The organism is Mesorhizobium sp. J18 (assembly GCF_007829525.1).
Taxonomy (GTDB): Bacteria; Pseudomonadota; Alphaproteobacteria; order Rhizobiales; family Rhizobiaceae; genus VLJP01.
In genome coordinates, this window is the sequence record NZ_VLJP01000002.1 from 58540 (window position 1) to 84361 (window position 25822).

The window sequence follows — 25822 nt, forward strand, 5'->3', positions numbered from 1 at the left end:
CCACAAGCACAAGAAGCACAAGCGTTGTCTCGATCGACCGGGGCAGGACATATCTTATGAGATGAGGCCAGTCGGCGCCCGAGCCGGAGATTGCGACGAGGACGACAGTTGCTACGGGCAGCAGAACGATTGCCGCGATGATGATGCTGGCAGAGAACGAAGCGGGATTGCGGGGACGCCTCGCGGGAGCCGCGTGAACGGTCAAAGCAGGATCGATGATACCTTTGCCGTGCATTTCGGTCCTGCCGGCTTTCAGTTTTACCGATCGGACAGACGCCGGATGCAGGAGCACCCGGCGTCAGAGGGCTGTATTTTCGCGATGTCAGCTCGACGGGCCGTCATCAAGGCCCACGCGATCGACCATTTCCGACGCTTCCTTGCGATGCTTGGCGATCTCGGCCAATGACAGCTCGTCAGGCTTGATCTGGCCGAATGACTCGACCACCTCGGAAACCTCGGCCCCGGGCAGAAGCGGATATTCGTAGACCTGTTCGGCATAGATTGCCTGGGCCTCAGGGCTAGCCAGGAATTGCATCAGCTTCAGCGCGTTCTCGCGGTTCGGCGCATTCTTGGCCATCGCCATGCCGGAGATGTTGACATGCGTGCCGCGATCCTCGGCATTGGGGAACAGGACCTTGATGGCATTGGCCCATTCTTTCTGTTCCGGTTCCTTGTCGTTGGTCATCATCAGGCCGACATAATAGGTGTTGCCAATGCCCAGGTCGCATTCGCCGGCATAGATCGCCTGCGCCTGGTTGCGGTCGCCGCCGTCAGGCTTCCGTGCAAGGTTCTCCTTCAGGCCCTTCATCCAATTTTCCGTTTCTTCCACCCCGTGATGGGCAATCATCGAGGCGAAAAGCGCGATGTTATAATTGTGCTGGCCGCTGCGCATGCAGATGCGACCCTTCCATTTCGGATCGGCCAGTTCCTCATAAGTTATGCTGTCCTGCTCGACACGCTCTTTGGAGGCGTAGACGACGCGACCACGGGTGGTGAGTGCGAACCAGTTGCCCTCGGGATCGCGATACTGCGCCGGAATATGCTGCTCGATCTCCGCATCCTTGACCGGCTGCGTGATGCCGAGTTCCTCGGCATTGACGAGGCGGCCTATGTCGACCGTCAGGATGACGTCGGCAGGGGAGTTAGCGCCTTCCGCCGCAATGCGATCCTCGAGGCCCTTGTCGATGAACAGGGATTTTGCCTGAATCCCTGTCTTTTCCTCGAAAGCATCGAGAAGGGGCTGGATCAGATCCGGCTGGCGATAGGAATAGATGTTAACGCTACCATCAGCCTGGGCAGCGGACGGGACAGCCGCGCTGCCGACAGCCAGAACGSCTGCCACAACGCCAGCCTTGAGCAAATGACGCTTATGGATATTCATTGCTGTCTCCTCACCTCAATGACGCTGGCTCTGAAAACTTGAGCTTTCTACTCAAATAGTGCGAGGGTAACAAGTGAAAGGCAAGCAGAATCAGCAATTTAGAAACGTTCTAAACTGCTGATTCTGCTTGGCCCCAGGTCCCGGTATGTGGTGCGCGACTGCTCTCAATCGGCAAGCACACGGGTCGGCGGGAAGACGATTTCGACCAATGTCCCTTCGCCGGACGTGGAGCTTATGGAGAATTTCGCCCTGTTGGCTTCAACCATGGCTCGTGTCAGAGGCAGCCCGAGCCCGGTTCCATCTCCGCGCTGGCGCTTCAGTGTATTGAGCTGCTTGAACGGCTTCAGGGCCTGCTCGATCTCCGCGGCCGTCATGCCGAAACCGGTGTCGCGCACGCGCATGACCACCGTGCCGTTCGACTCATAGGCGGTGGACACGATGACCTGGCCGCCGGCCGGCGTATAGCGGATCGCATTCGACAACAGATTCAGGGCGATCTGGCGCACGCTCCTGAGGTCCGCCACCACATCGGGCAGGCGGGAGGCAAAGCTCGACCGGATGATGACGCGCTCGCGGTTTGCCTGCGGCTGCATCATGGCGACGGTCTCGCCAAGGGTATCGTTCAAGGATACCGCCTCATAATGCATTTCCTGCTCGCCGGCCTCGATCTTCGATATGTCGAGAAGGTCGTTAACGAGGTCGAGCACGTGATTGCCCGAGCGGTTGATGTCGCGCAGATAGTCGCGATAGCGCTCGCTGCCAATGGGGCCGAATTTCTCGTCCATCATCAGTTCGGAAAAGCCGATGATGGCGTTGAGCGGGGTGCGGATCTCGTGGCTGACGCGGGCAAGGAATTCCGACTTCTGCGAAGATGAGTGCTCGGCCTGCGCCCGCGCCTGGGTCAGTTCCTCCTCGGCCCTTTTCCATTGGGTGATGTCGCGCACCACCGCACAGAACCCGCTGTCATTGGGAAGCCGGCCGATGGTCATGAAAAGAGGAATGAAGCGCCCCTGCGCCTCGCGGCCGATCACCTCCCGCCCGTCATTCAGGACGCTGGCGACGCCATTGTCGGTCAGACTGGTAAGGTAATCCTGCGCGGCGCGCTGGCTTTCGATGGCGAAAAGCGAGGCGAATGGCTTGCCGGCGACATTTTCCGCATCGAAGCCGAAAAGAGCCTCGGCCGGCCGGCTGATCGAACGGATCATGCCGTCATTATCAATGATGACAACGCCGTCTGTCGCCGTATCAATGACGGTGCGCATCTCGGCCAGGCGGAGCTCCAGCTCCTGTAACCTCTCGTCGGGCTGCGCTTCGGCGGCATTGACGACCGTCGCTTCCAAGGGCGGAGCTCGGCGCAGAGCCAGCAGCAATGCCTTGCCCTGGTTCCAGGATACCGATTGCAGATGTGCCTCGACGGGGAATTCCTCGCCGTCCGGCCTGCGCAGCCGAAGCGTTCTTCCTGTGGAGTCCGTCGCCCCCTTCTCATAGGGTTCGGCAAAAATGGCGTCGAGCCCGCCAGCGGTTGCGAGTTCCTCGAGGCTGTCATAGCCCGTCAGTTCCAGGAATTCCCGATTGGCATAGTGAAGGTCGTCGCCGGTATGGATGAGGACCGGCAGGGGCAGATTGGAGAGAATGCCTATGTCGAGCGGCGATCGCGCCGTTGTCCTGACCGCGCCCGAGAAGGCAGAAGGCAGGTAAGTCACGGAGGCGGCCTGCCGGTCATGGTCTTTCGAGGCTGTCTGAGAAGCAGTTTGTCCCTTGTCCGGCGTTCCATCTGCTTTGGCCGTCGCTTTTTCGCTCGCGGCCGACTCTTCCGCCGTTTCGGTAGAACCGGTATCCGGAACTCCATCCGATGTCGCGGCTCCGGCTTCCGGGGTTCCTTCGTTCTGTTCGATGCCGCTTTCCCGCCGCAGCCGGTCGCCGATCTCGCGAAAGGCAGTCTGCTCCGTCAGGGAGAGGCCGACCTCTCGCGTCTGCCGGTGCTGGGCCAGATGGATGACCTTTTCGTCGGAGACGGAGGCAGGTTCTGTTTCGATCGGCTTCGGCCGCCCCCTGTCTTCCTCGCGAGATTCATTGTCAACGACGGCCTCCGGCTTCTCGGGTTCCAGCGTCTCTTCCGCCTGGGCGTCTGAGGTCAGCGGACCGGGCACGAGCGCCATGCCGATTGCTTCCGGATCGTCCACCGCATCGCCAATCCGCAGGATGCCAAAGCCGCGAAAGCCTTCGAACGTCCGGTCGCGGCTATAGGCGGGCAGGGCAGCGAGATCGACCGGCGCCTTCAGGGCGGTACCGGCGATGGGCCACAGGACCGTGCGGCCGGACCAAGTGTCGCGACGTTCCAGAAGCGTCGGGATTTCCCCGTGCGGATCGAGGCCAAAAGCGTTGGCAACCTCGCGAAAACGCCTCCCTATGACGTCTGCCGCGGCTGGGCCGACCGCTTCGGCAAATTCCTCGGAGATTGCAGTGAAGCGGGTCTCGGCATCGGTTCGCCAGACAAAGCGGATGGGCCCTGCCGTCGGGTGGGGCGCTTCAGCGGTGCTACCCTCTCCGCGCCTTTCTGAACCAGCGGCAGCGGCAGTGTCACGGCGTTCCTCTTCGGCAAAATACCAGCGGTCGTGATCGCCGTTATGGGGTGCTTTTTTGAAGGTGGCGGATGATTGGGCGGCTTCGCGTTGCTGCTCCGGGCGTCTGGCCTCCGGCCCGGAAACCTTATCCGGCCGATGTCCGACGGTTTCGCTTTTCTCAACTGTCTCGCCTGCTGCCGCTTCGGCATATTCTTCGTTGACAACGACAAGCAGATGCGTTGCCGGGTCATCCGTCAAACGGGCGATTCCCGCCGGCAATTGGATGGTCTTTCCGGGGATGAGCCGCTTCACCAGCCGGTCGCGTTCCAAGCGAACGTCCTCGACCAGTTGGCGTAGTGTCGAACTGGCGATACCGAGATCCGAAAAGCATTCCGAGGAAGCGAGAATATCTCCTCCGGCATCGACCAGCGCGGCGAAATGGCCGACCTTATGGAAGCCGCTGATCGCTTTTCGGGAACGCTCGCTTGCCTGTTGCGCCACGGGTGCGGACAGCGCGAAAAGAAGGGCTGGTTCTCCATCCGGCAATTCGATGTCGCTGGCGTGAAGCGTGACGGCAGCCGCCTTGAAGCCGCTACTGATCCTTATGGCGACCAGTCTGTCGCGTCCGATGCGGGGAAATTTCGGTATCGACATGATCTGCCGGCGTGCGGATGCCGAAAGGCGCGGGGGCGCACCGATGGCGGATTCGATGTCGGAATAACCGAAAAGCGCGGCGCCTGGTCCATTGGCCCACAGCACTTCCTCCAGATCTGTGGACAGGATCGCCAATGCATCACCGGCAGCGAAGCACGTACGCACCTCGTTGAGAACGGCGATATCTATGAAGGAATAAGGTCTGGATACCATTCACTCAGCCGAATGTTTCCGGATAAACCAGATTAACTCTTAATTAATAAAACCGCGCGCCGGGCACGTCCACAAAGTCGCGCCCGGTCCGCCGCGAAAACTCGCCGCTTGGTTAATCTCTCATATTGCGTCGCAAAAATTATGTTGCACTGCACAAAACAAGGTGCTATATGGAATGCCAAGGATAGGGGGCGTGTCTGACAACAGCCCAAAATCGAGCCCGGAAGGAACGTCCATGACCAAAACTGCAACCAAGACAGCCGAAACCATCGAATTTCCGGCTTTTGATGCGAGCAAGGCGACCGATCAGTTCCGCGCCTTTGCCGAAAAAGGCGTCGAACAGTCCAAACAGGCTTATGATCGTATCAAGTCGAGCGCCGAAGAGACCCAGAAGGCTCTCGAAGCCAGTTTCGAGAGTGCCAAGGCCGTCGGCAGCGAATTCTCCCAAGCCTCGATTGCCGCCCTGCGCACCAATGCCGAGGCTGGATTTACTCATTTGGAGGCTCTGATCGCGGCCAAGTCATTGTCCGAGCTCATCGAGCTGCAGAGCGCCTTTGTTAGCAAGAGCTTCGAGTCCTCGCTGGAGCAGGTCAAGGCTTTGCAGGCGATCTCCACGAAAGCGGCCACCGAGGTGTCCCAGCCCATCAAGGACGTATTCGAGAAGTCGCTGAAGGAACTCAAAGTCGCCTGAGGCGTTTTGATATCCAAGTACACCTGTCCGCGGTTTCCTCCTCCCTCCGCCGACAGGTTCAGGCCGGTACCTCCTCCCACCGGCCTCCTATAGGAAAAGACCGGGTTCCTCCCCCGGTCTTTTTCTTTTCGGGAGATAAAAAGGACATCTTTCGAGAAAGGCGGTGCCTGACGCCGCTGCGCTCTTGAAAAACGCCTGAATTGTCCGTAAGGACGCATCGCCAGAGGCTGGCGCCGGAACACCGGCGCCCGTGCGGTTGTAGCTCAGTTGGTTAGAGCGCAGGATTGTGGCTCCTGAGGTCGGTGGTTCGAATCCACCCAACCGTACCATTTCCCTTCCGCAGACAAGTCAGATGCAGAGCGTCCGGCGCTCGATCTCAATATGGCCGTCTACTGCAGCCGCCCTGAAGACAAAGCGATCTCCATCCCTGTCAAGGCTTACGGAAAGGATGCCTTCTTCGTCGTGAGTGACGTCTGCATGGGTGACGACGCCAGCCTCCATCAGCTCTGCGAAATCGTCCTTGATCCTGCGGTCGAATGCCGCGCGCGGATCCGGTTCGCACATCGTCTCCATGAGCCTCGTGCGAACCATCCATTTCAAGATGGCCAATGCTTCGGAATTGCTGAACCCCATCAGCCTTGTTCCCTTCTGATACGCCCCATTTCACCGTAACGGCGCAGCCGGCAGGCTATCACCGCTTTCTGTCGATCGCCCTGCGTCGCGATGCCGCCCGCATATTCGTGCCAGTCGACGCACTAAAACAGCGAGCCCTGTCCGCCTTTCGGTCCCGGCACCGGCTTGGGCTTGCTGCCGGCATTGGGTGATGGAACGCTGCTCTTGCCGGCCGCAAGGGCCTTGATCCGGCCGTCGGCAAATTCGATGGAAAGAAGAGTCGATCCGGCTGCCACTTCCGCCGCTCTTTTCATCGGTACATTGTCTTCATTGCGGATGACGGCAAAGCCACGTTCGAGCACAGCCTTGTAAGAAAGCGATTCGGCCAGCCGGGCCGCTTGCTCGAGACGTGTCCTGTCCTTACGCAGATGGACATCCACACAGCGATCCGCCCGTATGCCGGCCGACTGCAGGCGGCTTCTGAACGCCTCTAAGCGCCGTAAAGTGCCGGTCGGGCTCACACGTGCCGCATCGCGGTCGAAGCGGATGCGCCGGTTGCGGACGAGGCCAAGAAAGACGACCGGCAGGCGATCCGCGCATTGCATCTCCCGGCGTCTGGCTTCCCCGATGCGGCGATGGAGGATGGCGGGGCTGAGACGCAATCCGTTGAATTCGGTCCGCTTGCGCTGCGTACTGGTCTCCAGCGCTCGTGACAGCCTGCTCGCCGTCTCGTCGAAGCGCCGTCGGGGCAGCGCCAAAAGCTGGTCGGCCGACGGCATGGCCCGCGCACAAGCGCGGAATGCCTGCCGCTTGCGGTCTGTGTCGCGGGAGATGGCGCCCTTTAGGCGCGCCGAGAGCCGTGCAAGACCGGCTTCCAGCTCCGCCTTGACGGGCACGGCGATCTCCGCGGCTCCCGTTGGCGTTGGCGCACGGCGGTCTGCGGCGAGATCAACGAGCGTCCAATCCGTTTCATGCCCGACCGCCGAAATGACGGGAATGCGGGAAGCGGCGACGGCTCTTACCACGGCCTCGTCATTGAAGCCCCAGAGATCCTCCAGGCTGCCACCGCCACGCGCCACGATAATGACATCCGGCCTGGGTACGGCATCCAGGGGACCGAGCGAGTTGAAGCCGGCCACGGCATTCGAGACTTCCGCGCCGGTGGTTTCTCCCTGCACGCGCACCGGCCACACCACGACATGCACGGGGAAACGATCGGAGATCCGGTGAATGATATCGCGGATGACCGCGCCCGTCGGCGAGGTGACGACGCCAATGACGTGCGGCATGAAGGGCAGGGGACGTTTGCGGCTTTCGTCGAACAGCCCCTCGGCGGCCAGGCGCTGCTTGCGCTCCTCCAGAAGTGCCATCAGCGCACCGGCGCCCGCAGGCTCGATATTGTCGATGACGATCTGATATTTCGACGAGCCGGGATAGGTGGTGAGTCGTCCCGTCGCCACCACTTCCATCCCCTCCTCGGGACGGAAGCGCAGGCGCGAGAAGGTGCCCTTCCAGATCACGGCCTCGATGCGCGCCCGGTCGTCCTTGAGGGCGAAATAAGCGTGCCCCGAGGAATGCGGGCCGCGATAGCCCGATATCTCGCCGCGCACGCGCACATGGCCGAACGCATCCTCCACGGTGCGCTTCAGCGCCATGGAAATCTCGCTCACTGAGAATTCGACAATGTTGCTTCGCGAATCGTTCTCGACAATCTCTGACATGACGCGATTGAGCCCTTAGGCCACGCTGGGGTCAAGCACCGGTGGCCGATCCCTTGGAGAGCCTTACCAACCCGGCAGGATCTGTCCGGGCCGCAGCCTTTTGCCCCTGCCATAGGCAACGGCGGCGAAGTCGAAGTTCCCCGTCTCCTCCACCAGAGCCGGCACGGAGATATTGTCCAGACTTTCCGCGATATGGCGGGCGAGCGCGTCTACGATCTCGGGTTTGCTCGTATGGCCGCGCATGATGCCGATGCGGCAATCCGGCAGTGGCTTGAAGCCGTCGGCCTCGCCCAGAACCCGCATGCCGGGGCGCAGCGCGCATTCGGGGAGCACGGAAACCGCCAGGCCTGCAAGCACGGCTGCTATGATGACTGTGGCTGAAAAGCTGGTGAACAGGATGCGGTATTCCCTGTTCATCTCGGCAAGCGCTTCCGTCGCGCTGCGCCGCCACAGGCAGGTGGGGCGGCCGAAGGCCATGGGCAATACGAGCTGTTCGTGGGTGGGATGGTTGTTCGAACTGACCCATAGCAACGGCTCGCGCCGGACAACTTCGGACATGCCCTTATCCTGATCGTGCGTCACCAGTGCGATGTCGAGATTGCCACGCCGGATCTGCTCGACAAGGTTCGTCGTCGGTTCGCAGATGACGGAAAGCTCGACCCGCGGATTGGAGCGCGAGAAGCGCGCCATGATCTCCGGCAGGAAGCGGTCGGCATAGTCATCCGGCGTGCCGATGCGCACATGGCCTTCGAGGCTGTTGTCATCGAAAGCCGCCAATGTCTCGCGGTTCAGCCGCAACATGCGCCGGGCGTAGCTCAGAAGCCGCTCGCCATCTTCCGAAAGCCGGTTGGTACGGCCGTCCTTGACAAAGAGTGTCTTGCCGATGCGCTCCTCCAGCTTGCGCATCTGCATGGAAACGGCCGATTGCGTTCGATGCACTTCTTCCGCCGCGCGGGTGAAGCTTCCGGTGTCGGCAATCGTGACGAAAGTAGCGAGCTGGTCGAGATCGAGCGGAGTGGCCATGGCTTATACCAATCAGATTTGTTGATGCCAAAGATTAGAAACATTCGTTCGACTAATCAATCACTGGATGGCATTCTGTATCTGTTCCGATGAAAGGCGCGCCCCGCCTGTCCGGCTGCATCCTCCCTGCAGCCGCGAAGGGAGTTCCGCGCGCAGAGAGGAGAGACGCCATGAGCGCTATCGAATTTGTCCGCTTGCCCCTGACCGCCGGAACCCGTTCGGTCGGCAAAGTGCGCGTGCTCCGTGCGCTCAATGCTCTTTTCCGTACCTGGCGGAATCGCGGCGAGATGCGCCGGCTGTCCGAGATGACGGAATGGGAACTGGCTGATATCGGCCTTACGAGGCGCGACCTTGCGCTCGCCTGCGATGGTCCCATGAGCAGCGATCCGACGCGCATCTTGCAGAGGATCGTTGTCGAACGCGCTGCGCGCGATTACGCGGCACGCAAGGTTTCCTGACTTACCGACCTTCCCTTGCAGGCATCCTACTCCCATCGCGCCGGTCCCCCTCCGGCTGCCTGCAAAATCTGCCCGGTCCTTCTGGACCGGGCTTTTTTATAAGCACTGAATGCCGATAGCGGCGACGGAACCTTGAATGCAGTTGCGCGGTTGATGGGAGCGGCCACTGTTCGGCCGTTTCAACAGAGGCCGCCCATGAGTGACAGCCCCAAAACGGAGCGTTCGATCCTGGCCCCGATTCCGTCCATGGAAGCAAAGGCGGAACCGATATTGGCGAATGTCGAGGCGGAGGAATTCACTGCAGAGTCCCTGCGTGACCTTGTAAGCTCGGGCATTCCCTTTCTGCTGGCTGGAACCTTTGCCGTCAGCGCGTATACCGGCATTTCCAGGCCGACCAAGGATCTCGACATCTTCTGCAAGGGCGGTGACTATCCACGCATCCTCGCCCATTTCATGGAGCTCGGTTATGCCGTCGAAATCGAGGACGATCGCTGGCTTGGCAAGGTTTTCAAGGGCCGCAACTTCTTCGACGTCATCTTCGCCTCGTCAAACGGAACCATGCCGGTCAATGATCAATGGTTCGAAAATGCGCGTCGGGTGGAGGCGCTGGGACACAAGGTCTGGATCATAGGGCCGACCGAGCTGATCTGGTCGAAGGCCTTCATCCAGCTACGTCACCGCTATGACGGCGCGGATATAGCGCATGTCATCCTGCGTGCGCATGATGAGATCGACTGGCATCGTCTGCTCGATTACATGGAGGTCCATTGGGAGGTCCTGCTCATCCATCTCCTGAATTTCCGATGGATATATCCGACCGAGCGGGACAAGGTTCCTGCCTGGCTGCTCGATGAACTGCTCGACCGTCTGACGAGCCAGCGCGAATTGCCGCCGCCGCAGATGAAAGTATGCCGGGGCCGCATGTACTCTCGATCCGATTACGAGATCGATGTGAAGGAGTGGGGGTTCGGCGATGTCGGCGGCGAGGGGGAACTGCGCAGCGATTGAAAAGAAGGAGGACATAGCGATGCCTGAAGGCGGCGGCACCTTGAAGGTTGCGGCGCTTGCCGACCTCCATGTGCGGGAAGATTCTGCGACCTCCTATCGCGACCTGTTCGCCGAGATATCCAAGGCTGCCGATGTACTCGTGATCGCCGGTGACCTGACCGATCTCGGCAAGCCCCAGGAGGCAGAGGTCCTGGCCGCCGATCTGCAGGCCTGCTCGATCCCGGTCGTTGCGGTTCTCGGAAATCACGACCATGAAAGCGGAGCGGTGGAGCAGATATGCGAGATTCTTCGCAAGGCAGGCGTCCATCTGCTGGAGGGGCAGCCAAAGGAGATCGCCGGTGTCGGTTTCGTCGGCGTGAAAGGCTTTATCGGCGGATTCGGACGCCACATGCTGGGTTCCTTTGGCGAACCGGCGATCAAGACGATGGTGGCCGAGAGTGTCGAGGAGGCGATGCGGCTGGAAAATGCCATGCGTCAGGTGAGTGCCAAACGTTCGGTCGTGGTACTGCATTATTCACCGATATTGGAGACGGTCGCCGGAGAACCGCTTGAAATTCTGCCCTTTCTCGGATCGTCGAGGCTGGCGGAGACCATAGACCGCTTTCACGTAAGCGCGGTCGTCCACGGTCATGCTCATCGCGGCACCTATGAGGGGAAAACCCCAGCGGGCGCGCCTGTCTATAATGTAGCAATGCAGGTGGAGAAGCCTACAGGCCGGCCCTATGCCCTGCTAGAAATCTGATTCTCAAACGATACACTTAAAGACATAAACATTTCTTTATGTCATTCTTGACAGTCAGCCTCCTTTGCCCCATGCTTTTCTGGTCGAGGTTCTCCGGCCTTCACCGGCCGGAGCTAAGAGGGAATCCGGTGCGTCAGCGATCTTCCGATCGTTCAAAGCCGGAGCTGCCCCCGCAACTGTAAGCGGCAGTCCTGTCCAGAATGTCACTGGGGCTTTTGCACCCGGGAAGACGGATATGGGTGACGATCCGCGAGCCAGGAGACCTGCCCCGACACAATGATGTCCACGGGGCGGGGTGTCCCGGTGGCTGCTGCAACTTCGGCATTGCCCGTTGCAGGCGCCTGCCTGACCCATGCCCCCAGCAAATGGGGTATGCAGATGAGTTTTCCCAATATTCCCGTCGCAACACTCGGTGTCCCGCGGATCGGCCGCCGGCGCGAATTGAAATTCGCTCTCGAGGCCTATTGGTCGGGACAAATCGAAGCAGCCGAACTTCTCGAGACAGCGAGAAAGTTACGCGCCGAGAAATGGATCGAGCAGCGCGATCGCGGGGTAACGAAAATCCCGTCCAATGATTTCTCGCTCTACGATCAGGTGCTCGACACCGTCGCCATGGTCGGCGCTGTCCCGCCCCGTTTCGGCTGGATCGGCGGCGCTGTTTCGCTCGACACGTATTTCACGATGGCGCGAGGCAGGGGAGAGGAAAGCTGCGGCCATGCCGGGCACAGCCAGACCATGACGGCGCTCGAAATGACCAAGTGGTTCGACACCAACTATCATTATATGGTGCCCGAATTCGGTCCCGATCAGAATTTCACGCTCAGTTCCACCAAGCCACTCGATGAGTTTCTGGAAGCGAAGGCGCTGGGCATACACACGCGGCCGGTGATCATAGGGCCGGTGACCTTCCTGAAGCTTGGCAAATGCATAGGCGAGGATTTCGACCGCCTTGCCCTGTTACCCCGTCTCCTTCCGGTCTATGCCGAGCTGTTGGCGAAACTGCACAAAGCCGGGGCGGACTGGGTACAGTTTGATGAGCCCTGCCTCGTCACCGATCTGGAACCGCGCGAGCGCGAGGCGGCCAGCTTCGCCTACGGCAAGCTTGCAGCAGAAGTTCCGGGCGTGAAGGCCATGGTCGCAACCTATTTTGGCGGGCTTGGCGACAATCTGGAAACAGCGCTCGGCCTGCCTGTCGCGGGGCTTCATCTCGATCTGGTTCGCGCGCCGGAACAGCTTGCGCCCGTTGGCCGCCTGGCCCGTAAGGATCTGGTCCTGTCGCTTGGCCTGATCGACGGTCGCAATGTCTGGCGCTCCGATCTTTCTTCTATCCTCGACAGGATCAAGTCTGTCGTAGCTGGCTGGACGCTCGACCGCATCGAGATCGCCCCCTCCTGCTCGCTGCTACATGTGCCGATCGACCTCGAACTGGAAACCGCCCTCGACGGAGAGCTTAAATCTTGGCTCGCCTTTTCGGTGCAGAAGATGGATGAGCTCAGGGTGCTGGCGCGCGCGCTGTCTGAAGGCAGGGACGCTGTTGCCAACGAACTGAAGGCATCGGCTGAGGCCGCCGCCTCGCGGGCCGCGTCGCCAAAGGTTCATGATCCGCTTGTGGAAGGACGCCTTTCCGCGATAACGGAACCGATGCGGCGGAGGCGGAGCGTCTTTGCCGAGCGTCGCAGGCTGCAGCGGGAGAAGCTTAACCTTCCCGCCTTTCCGACCACCACGATAGGCTCCTTTCCACAGACGCCGGAGGTTCGCAAAGCGCGCGCTGCCCATGCCCGGGGCGAGCTCAGCTATGTCGACTACGAGGCCTTCCTGAAAAGGGAGACGGAAGCCGCAATCCGCTGGCAGGAGGAGATCGGGCTCGACGTGCTGGTCCATGGCGAGTTCGAACGCAACGACATGGTGCAGTATTTCGGCGAGCAGCTTGCCGGCTTCGCTTTCACGAAGCACGCATGGGTGCAGAGTTACGGCTCCCGCTGCGTCCGCCCGCCGATCATTTTCGGGGACGTGTCGCGCCCGCGCCCCATGACGGTTGCATGGTGGCAATATGCCCAGTCGCTCACCAGCCGTCCGGTCAAGGGCATGCTCACCGGCCCGGTGACGATCCTGAACTGGTCCTTTGTCCGCGATGATCTCCCCCGTGCGGCGGTGTGCCGCCAGATCGCTCTGGCGATTCGTGACGAGGTGGCCGATCTGGAAGAGGCGGGCACAAGCATGATCCAGATCGACGAGGCGGCTCTCCGGGAAGGCCTTCCCCTGCGCAAGTCCGAGTGGCAGGCCTATCTTGACTGGGCAGTCGAGTGCTTCCGTCTCGCCTCTTCCGGTGTGCGCGACGATACCCAGATCCACACGCATATGTGCTACTCGGAGTTCAATGACATTATCGAGGCGATCGCCGCTATGGATGCCGACGTGATCTCCATCGAGACCTCGCGGTCGCGCATGGAACTGCTGGATGCCTTCCGCAGCTACAACTATCCAAACGAGATCGGCCCCGGCGTCTATGACATCCATTCGCCGCGCGTGCCCGATGTCGCCGAGATGAAGAATCTGCTCGCATTGGCGCGTCGGCGGCTCACCGATGGACAGATCTGGATCAATCCCGATTGCGGTCTGAAAACGCGCAAATGGGAGGAGGTCCGTCCGGCATTGGTGAATATGGTGGCGGCCGCCAGGGAATTGCGGGCTGCGGCAGCCTGATGGCTTCAAGGCGGCGCGGCTTCAACCGAGCCGCCTTCTTCGCATCTGCATATTTCTATGCTTCCACCTCGATAGGGCCAAGCGGCCTGGAGCAGCAGGCGAGGATGTAGCCTTCGGCGATCTCGTCATCGAGGATGCCGCCATTGTGGCTCATTTCCACTTCGCCTGCGAGCTTCCGTATCTTGCAGGTACCGCACAGACCGAATTCGCAGGCGGCCGAAATGCGCACGCCCGAGGTACGCGCCGCCTGCAGCACCGTCTGACCCTCGAAGCAGGTTCCGTCCACTTCGGAAAGACTGAAGCGCACCGGTTGCGACGCAGCCGCAACTTCCGTCGGAAGGTCGTCGGCAGCGATTTCGGAGAAGGGAGCCGGCACGAGATCTACCGGCGGGGCGCCGAAGCTTTCCTGATGATAATGCGCCATGTCGAAGCCGCTTGCCTGAAGCATCTCCCGCACGGCCCGCATGAAGGGATCGGGCCCGCAGCAGAAGATTTCACGTTCGCGGAAATCAGGCGCGAGGAGAGGCAGCCGGATTGCGTCGATGCGGCCCATATGGCCGAACCAGGTTTCACGGTTGGACCGTTCCTCAATCAGGAAACCGAGCGACAGGCCGGGCATACGGCTTCCCAGCAGTTCCAGTTCTTTGCGGAAGATGATCTCTTCCGGGCGGCGTGCACAGTTGACGAAGGCCACGTCCGTCCACGGCGCGCAGTCGTTCAGCCAGCGCAGCATGGACATCATCGGGGTGATGCCAGATCCGGCCGAAAGGAAGAGATATTTCGCCGCCGGGCTGTTGTGCAGCGAGAAGTCCCCGGCCGGGCCGTAAGCCTTGACGTGCATGCCGGGCTTGAGATTATCGAACATCCAGCGTGTACCGATGCTGCCGGCCTGCGCCTTTGCCGTCACTGCGATGGAAAAGGGCCGCGACGGGCTGGAAGAGAGCGTGTAGGTCCGCAGGACGGGGCCGTCATCGGTCGGCAGCTCCAGCGTCACGAACTGCCCCGGCTTGTAACGGAACCAGGTCTGGTTGTCGGAGCGGAAGGTGAAAGTCTTCACCTCTGGTGCCTCGTCGGCAATGCCAACCACCTCCAGCACCTGGAGCCGGTCGTCCCAAGGCGTCATCTCGTCGAGGTGACGATACAGGGAGAGTTCCGTCATGGCGTTCACATTTGCCCTCCACTGAGCCGGGAAAGGTGGGCTTTGGGGATGAAACGCAGAGCCAGCACCGCCGTTCTTCCTTCCTATGCCACGCTTCTCAGGGCAGGTGTCTCGCTTTCGCTCAACCGCGGCTCGATGAAACGGCAATACCAGTCGACGAACTGCGCCACTCCGCCTTCGTGGATTTCCGAATAAGGGCCCGGCTCATAAGCTGGTGAATGAATGCCGAAGGCATTCTCTTCCACGATCCGGCGGTCCTGGTCGTTGGTTTCCGTCCATACATGGGTGAGTTCGGCTAGATCGTAATCCACGCCCTCGATCGCATCCTTGTGCACCAGCCACTTGGTCGTCACAGCCGTCTCGGTGGCGCTGATCGGCAGCACCCGGAACGTGACGGCATGGTCGCCGAGGATATGGTTCCAGGTGGTCGGATAGTGATAGAGCAGCAACGACCCGATCCTGTCTTCCGCCACAGTGTCGGAGAGGTTCTTCGTGACCGCCCGCTTGCCTGTCATCGTATAGCTCACTGCGTCTCGCAGAAGCGGCACGCGCGTCATCCGGAATTGGCCATCATCGGCAATGCGGAAGGTGCTCGGCAGTCCCCCGGCTTCGCATTTTTCCCAGTGAGCGACGATTTCCGGATCCTCCATCGCCCCTTGAACGCCGGTAACGGTCGGTGCCTCGGGAAAGGTTTTGCAAAGCTCAGGATGATTGGCCGCGCAGTGATAGCACTCGCGATTGTTCTCCCAGACAAGCTTCCAGTTGCCTTTTTCGACGATCGTGCTTTCAAATGCGACTTTCGCTTCCTTCAGCCGATGCGGCAGGAAATAAGGCTCCATCATTGCGCGGAAGGGGGCGAAATCCGCCGGCGTCTCGGCGAGGCAAATGAAAATATAGCCGCCGGCGCTTTCACAGGCCACCGGCTTCAGCCCGAATTGCGAGGCGTCGAAATCATCGGCCATCTGACGAGCGAAAACCAGCCTGCCGTCGAGATCGTAGGTCCATTGGTGATAGGGGCATACGAGCCGCGCGGAAGTTCCTTTCTCGGCGGTGCAGACGCGGCTCCCGCGATGCCGGCAGGAATTGTGGAAGGCGCGGATCATGCCCTCGCGGTCGCGTACGACGACGACCGGATAGGCTCCGATCTGCACGGTGAAATAGCTGCCGGGTTTAGGCAGTTCGCAATCATGGCCGACGAACAGCCAGTCCCGATACCAAATCAGCTCCAGGTCGAGCCTGAAATAATCTGGATCGATATAGAAAGGCTGCTCGAGGCTGTAGCCTCCGCGGCGGTTCCGCAACCGCCGGAGCATGTCACTGCGCACATCCATGTCCTGTCCTCGCATCCGTTATGCACAAGGACTGAACTGGTGGTGATTTCAGGGGTGGCCGACCGCGCGGCACGGTCAGCCACGCGATTACCCGCCTCTTGACCGCCCACCGCGATCAGTCGAGTCTATGCGTGTCCAAGGCTGGTTTCCGGGCTCCGAAGCCGTCCTCCCGGACCGTTCCGACACCTTCCCGGGCAGCTTACCCAGTGGTTTTCGTCGGGACCCTGCTTCGCTACCGTTGCGGGGGCAGCGCCGGCATTCCCTTCGCGAGAGGGGCACCGGCTTCCCAATTATCCGCTCCGCCTCGCCAGCGGAACGGCACCTCGAACAGCATCATCAGACCATCGAAAAAGAGCCGCCGCGAGCGCAAATGCGACGCCTGTTGCGCGCAAGACGACAGATGGATTGACCATTCAATCCCAGGAAAGCGCGCCGCCGTTCTGATATTCGATGACCCGGGTCTCGAAGAAGTTCTTTTCCTTCTTCAGATCCATCGCCTCGCTCATCCAGGGGAAGGGATTTTCCGTTTCGCCGAAAACGGGAGCGAGGCCGAGCTGCGCGCAGCGCCGGTTGGCGATGAAGTGCATGTACTGCTCGCACAGCGCCGCGTTCAGCCCAAGGAAGCCGCGCGGCATGGTATCGCGCCCGTAGGCTGCCTCGAGCTCCGCCGCTTCGGCGATCATGCCGCGCACCTCGTCCTGGAACGGCTTGGACCACAGATGCGGGTTCTCGATTTTGATCTGATTGATGACGTCGATGCCGAAGTTCAGGTGGATCGACTCGTCGCGCAGGATGTACTGGTACTGCTCGGCGATGCCGACCATCTTGTTGCGCCGGCCAAGCGACAGGATCTGCGCGAAGCCTGTATAGAACCACATGCCCTCGAAAATGACATAGAAAGCAATGAGATCGCGCAGGAAGGCCTGATCGGCCTGCGGCGTGCCGGTCTTAAAGTCCGGGTCGTCCAGATGCTGGGTATGTTTCAGCGCCCATGCCGCCTTGTCGGTGATCGACGGCACCTCGCGATACATGTTGAAGAGTTCGCCTTCATCGAGCCCGAGGCTTTCGACGATATACTGGAAGGTGTGGGTATGGACTGCTTCCTCGAATGCCTGCCGCAGCAGATATTGCCGGCATTCGGGATTGGTCAGGTGGCGGTAGATGGCCAGCACGATGTTGTTGGCGACGAGGCTTTCGGAGGCCGCGAAGAAGCCGAGATTGCGCTTGATCATGCGCCGCTCGTCGTCGGTCAATCCATCCTTCGACTTCCAGAGCGCGATATCGGCCTGCATGGAGACCTCGGTGGGCATCCAGTGGTTGTTGCATCCTGCGAGATACTTCTCCCAGGCCCAGCGATATTTCAGCGGCAATAGCTGGTTTACGTCGGCGCGGGCGTTGATCATCCGCTTGTCGTCCACCGACACACGCGCACCGCCGCGTTCGATCGCGCCGAGGCCCGTGGCGTCGGCGATTGGAGCGTCCTGCGAGTGCAGCGAAAGGGAGGGAGTGTTTTTCGGTTCGGACCAGTCGAGCATCATTTTATCCTCAAATTTCGAGCGTTTTGGTGAAATCTCATCGCGTCACCCCGGCTCGCGCTGTGCTCGGCCGGGGATGACGGCGCAGGCCAGGGCGCGAGCCCCTACTGACACGCCTCGCAGTCGGGATCATCGACGGCGCAGGCCTTGCCCCAGGCTTGGCCGGTGTCGATCTCGATCGGCGCGGCGGCAGGGCTCGCGGCTGACACCGCGTTAAGCTTTCCATCGGTGCCCTTGAGCGTTGATTTCTCCACATGGGTGGCTGAACTGGACCGCAGATAATAGGTCGTCTTCAGCCCTTTCCGCCAAGCCAACCGATAGAGCGCATCAAGCTTCCTGCCGCTCGGATTGGCCATATAGAGATTGAGAGACTGTGCTTGGTCGATCCACTTCTGCCGCCGCGAGGCGGCCTCGATCAACCAGTCGGGGTCGATCTCGAAGGCGGTGGCATAAAGCGCCTTGAGATCGTCAGGCACGCGGTCGATGCGGCCGAGCGAGCCATCGTAATATTTGAGATCCGAGACCATCACCTCGTCCCACAGGCCCCGTGCCTTGAGGTCATGGACAAGCGCGGCGTTGACCACCGTGAAGTCGCCAGACATGTTCGATTTCACGAACAGGTTTTGATAGGCTGGCTCGATCGACTGCGATACGCCGCAGATATTGGAAATGGTGGCCGTCGGCGCGATCGCCATGCAATTGGAATTGCGCATGCCGGTCTTCTTCACGCGCTTGCGCAAGCTGTCCCAGTCAAGCGTGGATGAACGATCCATCTCCACGCGCAGCCGGGCTTCCTCCAAAAGCCTGATCGAGTCGATGGGAAGTATACCTTTTGACCAGAGCGACCCCTCGAAGCTTGGATAGCGGCCTCGTTCAGCCGCAAGATCCACCGAGGCCGAGATCGCATGATAGCTGATCGCTTCCATGCTGCGGTCGGCGAATTCGATGGCCTCGGTCGAGGCATAGGGGATGCGAAGCTTCTGGAGCGCATCCTGGAATCCCATTAGGCCGAGCCCGACCGGACGGTGGCGGAGATTGGAGCGCCGCGCCTCGGGGATCGTGTAGAAGTTGATGTCGATCACATTGTCGAGCATGCGCATCGCAATGCCAACCGTGCGCGCGAGCCGGTCGAGGTCGAGGCCCTTTTCGGTGACATGATTGACGAGATTGACCGAACCGAGATTGCAGACGGCTACCTCGTCCCTGGACGTATTCAGCGTGATTTCGGTGCAAAGGTTCGAGGAATGCACGACACCGATATGGCCCTGCGGCGAGCGGATGTTGCACGGATCCTTAAAGGTGATCCAGGGATGCCCCGTCTCGAACAGCATGGTGAGCATCTTGCGCCACAGATCGACGGCCCGCGCCTTTTTGAAGACCTTGATGCCGCCGGTTGCCGCCTTGGCTTCATAGGCTTCATAAGCTGCCTTGAATGCCGGGCCGTAAAGGTCGTGCAGATCCGGCACCTCGTCGGGCGAGAAAAGCGTCCATTCCGCATCGGCTTCAACGCGCTCCATGAACAGGTCCGGCACCCAGCTGGCCGTGTTCATGTCATGGGTGCGGCGGCGGTCATCGCCGGTGTTCTTGCGCAAGTCGAGGAATTCCTCGATGTCCACGTGCCAGGTTTCCAGATAGGCGCAAACCGCGCCCTTCCTCTTGCCGCCCTGGTTGACGGCGATCGCCGTGTCATTGGCGACCTTCAGGAAAGGCACAACGCCCTGGCTTTCGCCGTTGGTGCCCTTGATGTGTGCGCCGAGACCGCGGACCGGAGTCCAGTCATTGCCGAGCCCGCCCGAATATTTCGCAAGCAGGGCATTGTCCCTGATGCCCTTGAATATGGCATCGAGATCATCGCCGATGGTGGTCAGGAAGCAGGAGGAAAGCTGAGGTCGCGTGGTGCCCGAATTGAACAGCGTCGGCGTGGACGCCATGAAATCGAAAGAGGACAAGAGGTCGTAGAATTCAATCGCGCGCGCCTCGCGGTCGATTTCGCGCGCTGCCAGCCCCATAGCGACGCGCATGAAGAAGGCTTGGGGCAGTTCGAAGCGCTTGCCCTTCGTATGCAGGAAATAGCGATCGTAAAGAGTTTGCAGGCCGAGGAACTGGAATTGCAGGTCGCGCTCCGGCTTCAGCGCCGAGCCAAGGCGGGCGAGGTCGAAGCGGCCGAGCTCGGGATCGATCAAACTGGCTTCGATGCCCTTTGCGATGAAATCGGGGAAGTAGCTCGCATAGCGTTCCGCCATCTCTGCTTGCGTCGCCTGTTCCGGCCGACCGGAAACGAAGGTCAGCGCCTCGCGCCGCAGCCGGTCAAGCAGCAGGCGGGCCGAGACGAAAGCGTAGTTCGGTTCCTGCTCCACCAAGGTGCGCGCCGCCAGAATAGGCGCAAGCGCCAGTTCATCCAGCGTTATCCCATCATAAAGATTGCGCCGTGCCTCGGCGAGGATTGGCTGGGGCGATACGGCTTCCAGTCCTTCGCAGGCTTCCTCCACGATGCGGGCGAGGCGCGCCTCGTCGAGCGGAGCCAGCTTGCCGTCCTCGCTTTTGACCTGGAGCAGGGGCTGGGTGGGCGCGGCCGGCTTCGCCGCTGAGCGCTCGCGCGCTCGCTCCTCACGATAGAGCACATAGGCTCGCGCAACCTTATGATGGCCGCCGCGCATGAGTGCCAACTCGACCTGGTCCTGTATCTCTTCGATATGGAAAGTGCGCCCCGCTTCCGCGCGCCGGGTGAGGGCAGAGACGACCTGCTCCGCCAGTTCCTCCACGACATCGTGAACGCGCCGCGATCCGGCGGCCACGGACCCCTCAACCGCCAGAAATGCTTTTGTCAGCGCTACCACGATCTTGGTGGCGTCGAAAGGCGTGACGGAACCGTTGCGCCGGATCACGCGATATCCGGGCTCAGCAGCTTGTGCGATCTCAGGAGTTGAAGGTGCGGGTCGGTTCAGGATCCCGTTGGAAGGAAGTTCGGCAGTCGCTGGCATCATCATCCCCGATGCTGTTGGGGACGGAGGTCGAAGCGGACGCGTGCCGAAATGCCGGGAATGGACCCGACAGCGAACAAGCGCCACCGGGACACCCCGCCCGTGGACGTTCAAATGCATCGCGGCAGGTCTCCTGGCTTGCAGGTCATCGCCGCTGTCTGGCCTTCCCAATGCCTCGCGGCATCAGTGACACGCTCGACAGCAACTCGCTGCTTACAGTTGCGGGGGCAGCGCCGGCATCCCTCGGTAGGTCACCGGCTTCCCTCTTAGCTCCCGATCGTTTCCGACTCGAAAGACCGCGATGCTAGATATGGTATCGATAGGCATGATCCTGTCAATATACAGAGATTTCATTTGCCCAAGGCGTTCGAGTAAGTTCCGGCGGGGACTACTGAACGACCCTTTGAAGGGGCGACAAATTGTCTCATCTGTGGTAGTATGATCTTGGTGCAGGTCGCGGATGGCGTGACCAGTTACGTCGGACGACGGCACCATTGACCGCGACCGGCCCGGACCAGGAGCCCATCGAGGACTCCGACCCAGGGAAGGACACGGTCATGGCAAGCTTTCACGTGATTGCAGGCGCCCGCGAAACTCAGGACCACACCAGGATTCGCAAGATCTATGTCGCCGATCTTTTCGACGCGCTCAGGCGTGGCGTCGATGACTTCATGGTCAAGCCGTCCCACCTCGTTTTTCTCTGCATGATTTATCCCATAGTGGGCGTGGTTCTGGCGGCCTGGACCTCCGGCAACAATGCCCTGCCGCTGCTGTTTCCCTTGGTGTCCGGCTTCGCGCTAGTCGGCCCTTTTGCAGCCATCGGTCTCTATGAGATAAGCCGGAGGCGGGAAGACGGACTCGACACCTCATGGAAGCACGCCTTCGATGTCAGGCATTCGCCGGCATTGCCCTCGATAGCTGCGGTCGGCATCATGCTTCTGGCGATCTTCATCACATGGCTTCTGACCGCGCAGGCCTTCTACCAGCAATTGTTCGGACCGGAGCCGCCCGACTCCATTTCCAGCTTCATCAACGAGATATTCGCGACGGGTCGCGGCTGGACGCTCATTGTCGTGGGCCACGCCATCGGTTTCATCTTTGCGGTTGTCGTGTTGTGTACCACGGTCATCGCGTTCCCGCTCCTGCTCGACCGCGATGTCGGGGCCTATGAGGCCGTCCATGCCTCGGTGCGGGCCGTCCTGGCAAATCCCATTTCCATGGCTATATGGGGGCTGATCGTTGCCACACTTCTGATCATCGGTTCCCTGCCGCTTCTCGCCGGGCTGGCTGTCGTGCTGCCGATTCTAGGCCATGCGACATGGCACCTCTACAGGAAGGTCATCGAGCCTTTGCCTTCTGGTAGCACCCGCCACAGAGCGAGCCCAAAGCGAGCTTAATGGCAAAGCGAAGCAGGTGAGCCGTGCTCTCCGGGCACGGCTTTTATCAGCCAGAGAAGAAGTTCATGCGCGTAAGAGCGGTGTAGTCGGACTCGAAGACCATGATGGCCACGAAGACCAGCACCGCGATCGGCGGCAGCAGGATGGCACAGACCATGGCGAGCCGCTCCCATGCCATGTGCATGAAGACGGCCACAATCAAACCTGCCTTCAGGATCATGAAAAGCAGGATCAGCGACCAGCGCAGATAGCCCTGCAGGCCGATATAGTCGACGAGATATGAGCAGGCGCTGAGGACAAACAGCCAGCCCCAGACGACGAGATAGAGCTTGATCGGATGCTCCTGATGAGCATCCGCCTGGATCACTGCCGCGGAAGCGTGCTTGTCGCGCAGTTGTTGTCCCGAGCCATGTACCGTTGCTTCTGCCATGTCCGCCTCTCACCAGAGATAGAAGAACGCGAAAATGAAAACCCAGACCAGATCGACGAAGTGCCAGTAGAGCCCCATGATCTCGACGCTCTCATATCGGCCTCGCCGGCTAGTAAAGAAACCCCGCCGTCCGACATCGTAGTCGCCGCGCCAGACCTTGCGCGCAATGATGAGGAGGAAGATCACGCCGAATGTCACGTGCGTTCCGTGGAATCCCGTGATCATGAAGAATGATGCGCCAAACTGTTCCGCTCCCCAGGGATTGCCCCAAGGGCGCACCCCCTCCATGATCAGCTTGGTCCATTCGAATGCCTGCACGCCGACGAAGGTTGCCCCCAGCGCGGCTGTCAGCAGCATCAGGATGGCGGCTTTTCGGCGGTCGCGCCGGTAGCCGTAATTCACCGCCATCGCCATCGTGCCGCTGGACGAGATCAGCACGAAGGTCATGATGGCGATCAGAAGCAACGGAACGCTGACGCCGGCGACATGCAGGCCGAAGACCTCGCTCGGATTTGGCCACGGCACGGTCGTCGACATGCGCGCCGTCATGTAGGAGAGCAGGAAGCAGCCAAAGATGAAGGTGTCGGAGAGGAGGAAGATCCACATCATGGCCTTCCCCCAGGAGACGTTCTTGAAGGCGCGCTGATCCGAGGACCAGTCGGCGGCTATGCCTCTCCAGCCATCCGGTTGCGCCTCGGAAATCCCGAAATTCGTCGTCGTTTCAGCCATCCGCCATTCTCCTATGTCAAAACCCGGCGGCAGATTTCGATGAAATCGGCGGCCCAGCCGGCCAGAAGAACGAAGAGGGCCAGCCAGACGAAAAGCAGGAAATGCCAATACATGGCGCACAATTCCGTGCCGAGCCGCAGCCGTTCAGGCGACGCGCTGCTCCATGCCCGGATTGTGGTTCTCGTCAGCGCGAGGAGCCCGCCGAGTATGTGCAGGCCGTGCATGCCGGTCAGCAGATAGAAAAAGCTGTTGGCGGGATTGGCGGTGAGGAAATTGCCTTCCGCCGACAATTGGCGCCATGCGACCAGTTGCCCGGCGAGGAAGGCGAGGGCGGTTATCCCTCCAGTCACCAGGGCAAGCCTGAGAGTGTCCATCTGGCCCTGACGCGCGGCAATGACTGCGCATTGTAGCGCGACGCTGCTCAGGACAAGAATCCCTGTGTTGAGCCAGAGCAGGCGCAATATGGGCAGAGCCTGCCAGTCCGGCAGTTCCATGCGCATGAAATAGGCACTGGCGAAGAGAGCGAAGAGAGCGCCGACTACGGCGAGGAAGACGGCGAGGCCGATCTTTTCGGTCGGGATGACCGGGTCCTCGACATCCTGCAATGCTCCCCTCGGCCCGTGTTCAAGCCAAGGCTTGGACATCACGCCCTGCTGGACCAGCCACCAGCCGGCGATACCGATAATAACGAGCAGGAAGACGAGGATGACGCTCATGCCGGTTGCGCCGCCTTCGCCGCCCCGGGGTCGTTCTGCGCCAGGAAATCCTCATTTGCGCCGGGCACGTTGTAGTCATAGGCCCAGCGATAGACGACCGGCAGCTCTTTGCCGAAATTGCCGTGTGCCGGTGGCGTTTCGGACGTTTGCCATTCGAGCGTGGTGGCCCGCCATGGGTTGCCGCCCGCTTCGCGGCCGAACTTCAGGCTCCAGAAGAGGTTGAAGAGGAACACCATCTGGGCGAAGCCGACGATCAGGGCTGCGATGGTGATGAAGGCGTTCAGGTCATGAACCGAATCGGGGATGAAGGCGGTATCGCCGATCTCGGGATAGCGCCGCGGCACGCCGACAAGTCCGACATAATGCATGGGGAAGAAGATCGCATAGGCGCCGACGAAGGTGACCCAGAAATGGAACTGGCCCATGACTTCGTTAAGCATTCTCCCGGTGATCTTCGGATACCAGTGATAGATCGCCCCGAAGATGACGAGGATGGGTGCGACGCCCATCACCATGTGGAAATGGGCGACAACGAACATGGTGTCTGACAGCGGCACGTCGACCACCACATTGCCGAGGAACAGGCCAGTCAGCCCGCCATTGACGAAGGTGACGATGAAGGCGAGCGCGAAGAGCATCGGTATGGTTAGATGGATGTCTCCGCGCCAGAGCGTCAGCACCCAGTTGTAGACCTTGATTGCGGTCGGAATGGCTATGATCAGCGTCGTGGTGGCGAAGAAGAAGCCGAAATAGGGATGCATACCGGACACATACATATGGTGCGCCCAGACCACGAAACTGAGCGCGCCGATGGCCACGATCGCCCATACCATCATGCGATAGCCGAAGATATTCTTGCGCGCATGGGTACTGATCAGATCAGAGACGATGCCGAAGGCCGGCAGCGCGACGATGTAGACTTCCGGATGGCCGAAGAACCAGAACAGATGCTGGAAAAGGATCGGGCTGCCGCCGCCATAGCTTAGCTGCTCTCCCATCTCGACTAACGCCGGCATGAAGAAGCTGGTGCCGAGCACCCGGTCGAAAAGCATCATCACGCAGGCCACGAACAGGGCGGGAAAAGCGAGCAGCGCCATCACCGTGGCGGTGAAGATGCCCCATACCGTCAGGGGTAGGCGCATCAGGGTCATGCCGCGGGTGCGGCCCTGCAGGACCGTCACCACATAGTTGAGGCCGCCCATGGTGAAACCGATGATGAAGAGAATGAGCGAAACGAGCATCAGGATGATGCCCCAGTCCTGGCCGCCGGGCGTCCCGGAGAGGATCGCCTGCGGCGGATAGAGCGTCCATCCGGCGCCAGTCGGTCCGCCGGGCGCGAAGAAGCTCGCCACGAGCACGAGCACGGCCAGCAGATAGATCCAGTAGCTCAGCATGTTGACATAGGGGAAGACCATGTCGCGAGCGCCGACCATGAGCGGGATCAGGTAATTGCCGAAGCCGCCGAGGAAAAGCGCGGTCAGCAGATAGATCACCATGATCATGCCGTGCATGGTGATGAACTGGTAATAGGCCTCGGGCGTGATGAAGTCGAAGGTGCCTGGAAAACCAAGTTGGAGCCGCATCAGCCAGGAGAGCACCAGTGCAACCAGTCCGATCGCCATAGCCGTGCCCGAATATTGGATGGCTATGACCTTGGCGTCCTGCGAGAAGACATATTTCGTCCACCAGCTATGCGGATGATAAAGCTCGACCTCTGGAACCTCGGCAGGCGGAACGGCATCGACCGGGCCAGGTGTGATATCGACCATCAGTT

The 25822-nt window shown here is 60.6% G+C and carries 19 protein-coding genes, 1 tRNA gene, 1 pseudogene and 3 riboswitches; of the genes and pseudogenes, 7 read left to right on the plus strand and 14 right to left on the minus strand.

The window, feature by feature from the left end; all coding sequences use genetic code 11:
- The 3 genes and pseudogenes from L598_RS21575 to L598_RS01770 form a co-directional block, all read right to left on the minus strand.
- A pseudogene (locus L598_RS21575) lies at positions 1 to 235 on the minus strand (iron ABC transporter permease); the annotation flags it as partial.
- 87 nt (positions 236 to 322) lie between these two features.
- The gene (locus tag L598_RS01765) at positions 323 to 1381 is read right to left on the minus strand and encodes a Fe(3+) ABC transporter substrate-binding protein (protein ID WP_144859517.1); all 1059 of its coding nucleotides are present in this window, start codon (positions 1379 to 1381) and stop codon (positions 323 to 325) included.
- A 164-nt stretch (positions 1382 to 1545) separates the two neighbouring features.
- Positions 1546 to 4812 carry a PAS domain S-box protein gene (locus L598_RS01770; protein ID WP_144859520.1) on the minus strand — a complete coding sequence of 1089 codons (3267 nt, stop codon included), beginning with the start codon at positions 4810 to 4812 and terminating at the stop codon, positions 1546 to 1548.
- A 235-nt stretch (positions 4813 to 5047) separates the two neighbouring features.
- On the opposite strand from L598_RS01770, the gene L598_RS01775 reads away from it, so the two are divergent.
- Positions 5048 to 5503, plus strand: coding sequence for a phasin (locus L598_RS01775; RefSeq protein ID WP_144859523.1), 456 nt, complete (start codon positions 5048 to 5050; stop codon positions 5501 to 5503).
- A 252-nt stretch (positions 5504 to 5755) separates the two neighbouring features.
- A tRNA-His gene (locus L598_RS01780) sits at positions 5756 to 5832 on the plus strand.
- A 19-nt stretch (positions 5833 to 5851) separates the two neighbouring features.
- Here L598_RS01780 and L598_RS01785 read toward each other — a convergent pair.
- From L598_RS01785 to L598_RS01795, 3 genes are all read right to left on the minus strand, one after another.
- Positions 5852 to 6136, minus strand: coding sequence for a hypothetical protein (locus L598_RS01785; RefSeq protein WP_144859526.1), 285 nt, complete (start codon positions 6134 to 6136; stop codon positions 5852 to 5854).
- Positions 6137 to 6258: 122 nt separating this feature from the next.
- Positions 6259 to 7836 carry an exodeoxyribonuclease VII large subunit gene (gene xseA / locus L598_RS01790; protein ID WP_144859529.1) on the minus strand — a complete coding sequence of 526 codons (1578 nt, stop codon included), beginning with the start codon at positions 7834 to 7836 and terminating at the stop codon, positions 6259 to 6261.
- A gap of 63 nt (positions 7837 to 7899) precedes the next feature.
- On the minus strand, positions 7900 to 8859 hold the full coding sequence (locus tag L598_RS01795; protein WP_144859531.1) for a LysR substrate-binding domain-containing protein: 960 nt from the start codon (positions 8857 to 8859) through the stop codon (positions 7900 to 7902).
- 170 nt (positions 8860 to 9029) lie between these two features.
- Here L598_RS01795 and L598_RS01800 point away from each other — a divergent pair, with 170 nt between their 5' ends.
- The 4 genes from L598_RS01800 to metE all read left to right on the plus strand — a co-directional run bounded on the left by L598_RS01800 (position 9030) and on the right by metE (position 13770).
- Complete coding sequence (locus L598_RS01800; RefSeq protein WP_144859534.1) at positions 9030 to 9317, plus strand: DUF1127 domain-containing protein; 288 nt, start codon at positions 9030 to 9032, stop codon at positions 9315 to 9317.
- Between the two features lie 195 nt (positions 9318 to 9512).
- Positions 9513 to 10325: a nucleotidyltransferase family protein gene (locus L598_RS01805; RefSeq protein ID WP_246658581.1), complete on the plus strand. Its 813-nt coding sequence runs from the start codon at positions 9513 to 9515 to the stop codon at positions 10323 to 10325.
- Between the two features lie 19 nt (positions 10326 to 10344).
- Positions 10345 to 11067, plus strand: coding sequence for a metallophosphoesterase (locus L598_RS01810; RefSeq protein WP_144859537.1), 723 nt, complete (start codon positions 10345 to 10347; stop codon positions 11065 to 11067).
- A gap of 69 nt (positions 11068 to 11136) precedes the next feature.
- Positions 11137 to 11353, plus strand: a riboswitch (cobalamin riboswitch).
- 86 nt (positions 11354 to 11439) lie between these two features.
- Positions 11440 to 13770: a 5-methyltetrahydropteroyltriglutamate--homocysteine S-methyltransferase gene (metE, locus tag L598_RS01815; protein ID WP_144859632.1), complete on the plus strand. Its 2331-nt coding sequence runs from the start codon at positions 11440 to 11442 to the stop codon at positions 13768 to 13770.
- Between the two features lie 55 nt (positions 13771 to 13825).
- On the opposite strand, the gene L598_RS01820 is transcribed toward metE, so the two are convergent.
- The 4 genes from L598_RS01820 to L598_RS01835 form a co-directional block, all read right to left on the minus strand.
- Complete coding sequence (locus tag L598_RS01820; RefSeq protein WP_144859635.1) at positions 13826 to 14929, minus strand: hybrid-cluster NAD(P)-dependent oxidoreductase; 1104 nt, start codon at positions 14927 to 14929, stop codon at positions 13826 to 13828.
- An 83-nt stretch (positions 14930 to 15012) separates the two neighbouring features.
- Positions 15013 to 16260 carry an aromatic ring-hydroxylating dioxygenase subunit alpha gene (locus L598_RS01825; protein ID WP_144859539.1) on the minus strand — a complete coding sequence of 416 codons (1248 nt, stop codon included), beginning with the start codon at positions 16258 to 16260 and terminating at the stop codon, positions 15013 to 15015.
- A gap of 121 nt (positions 16261 to 16381) precedes the next feature.
- A riboswitch (cobalamin riboswitch) is annotated at positions 16382 to 16601 on the minus strand.
- A 72-nt stretch (positions 16602 to 16673) separates the two neighbouring features.
- Complete coding sequence (locus L598_RS01830; protein WP_144859541.1) at positions 16674 to 17795, minus strand: ribonucleotide-diphosphate reductase subunit beta; 1122 nt, start codon at positions 17793 to 17795, stop codon at positions 16674 to 16676.
- A 104-nt stretch (positions 17796 to 17899) separates the two neighbouring features.
- A complete protein-coding gene (locus L598_RS01835) occupies positions 17900 to 20776 on the minus strand; it encodes a ribonucleoside-diphosphate reductase subunit alpha (protein WP_144859544.1) in 2877 nt (958 codons plus the stop codon).
- Between the two features lie 105 nt (positions 20777 to 20881).
- Positions 20882 to 21092, minus strand: a riboswitch (cobalamin riboswitch).
- A 241-nt stretch (positions 21093 to 21333) separates the two neighbouring features.
- On the opposite strand from L598_RS01835, the gene L598_RS01840 reads away from it, so the two are divergent.
- Entirely contained in the window at positions 21334 to 22173 is an 840-nt protein-coding gene (locus L598_RS01840; protein WP_144859547.1) for a DUF2189 domain-containing protein, read from the plus strand.
- Between the two features lie 46 nt (positions 22174 to 22219).
- Here L598_RS01840 and L598_RS01845 read toward each other — a convergent pair whose 3' ends face one another.
- The 4 genes from L598_RS01845 to ctaD are packed head-to-tail and all read right to left on the minus strand — an operon-like array spanning position 22220 to position 25817.
- Positions 22220 to 22603, minus strand: coding sequence for a cytochrome C oxidase subunit IV family protein (locus L598_RS01845; RefSeq protein ID WP_144859549.1), 384 nt, complete (start codon positions 22601 to 22603; stop codon positions 22220 to 22222).
- A gap of 9 nt (positions 22604 to 22612) precedes the next feature.
- On the minus strand, positions 22613 to 23332 hold the full coding sequence (locus tag L598_RS01850) for a heme-copper oxidase subunit III family protein (protein ID WP_144859552.1): 720 nt from the start codon (positions 23330 to 23332) through the stop codon (positions 22613 to 22615).
- Positions 23333 to 23343: 11 nt separating this feature from the next.
- A complete protein-coding gene (locus L598_RS01855) occupies positions 23344 to 24048 on the minus strand; it encodes a cytochrome c oxidase subunit 3 (protein ID WP_144859555.1) in 705 nt (234 codons plus the stop codon).
- Positions 24045 to 25817: a cytochrome c oxidase subunit I gene (gene ctaD, locus L598_RS01860; RefSeq protein ID WP_186444903.1), complete on the minus strand. Its 1773-nt coding sequence runs from the start codon at positions 25815 to 25817 to the stop codon at positions 24045 to 24047. Before ctaD ends, L598_RS01855 begins: the two co-directional genes overlap by 4 nt.
- Positions 25818 to 25822 lie beyond the last annotated feature (5 nt).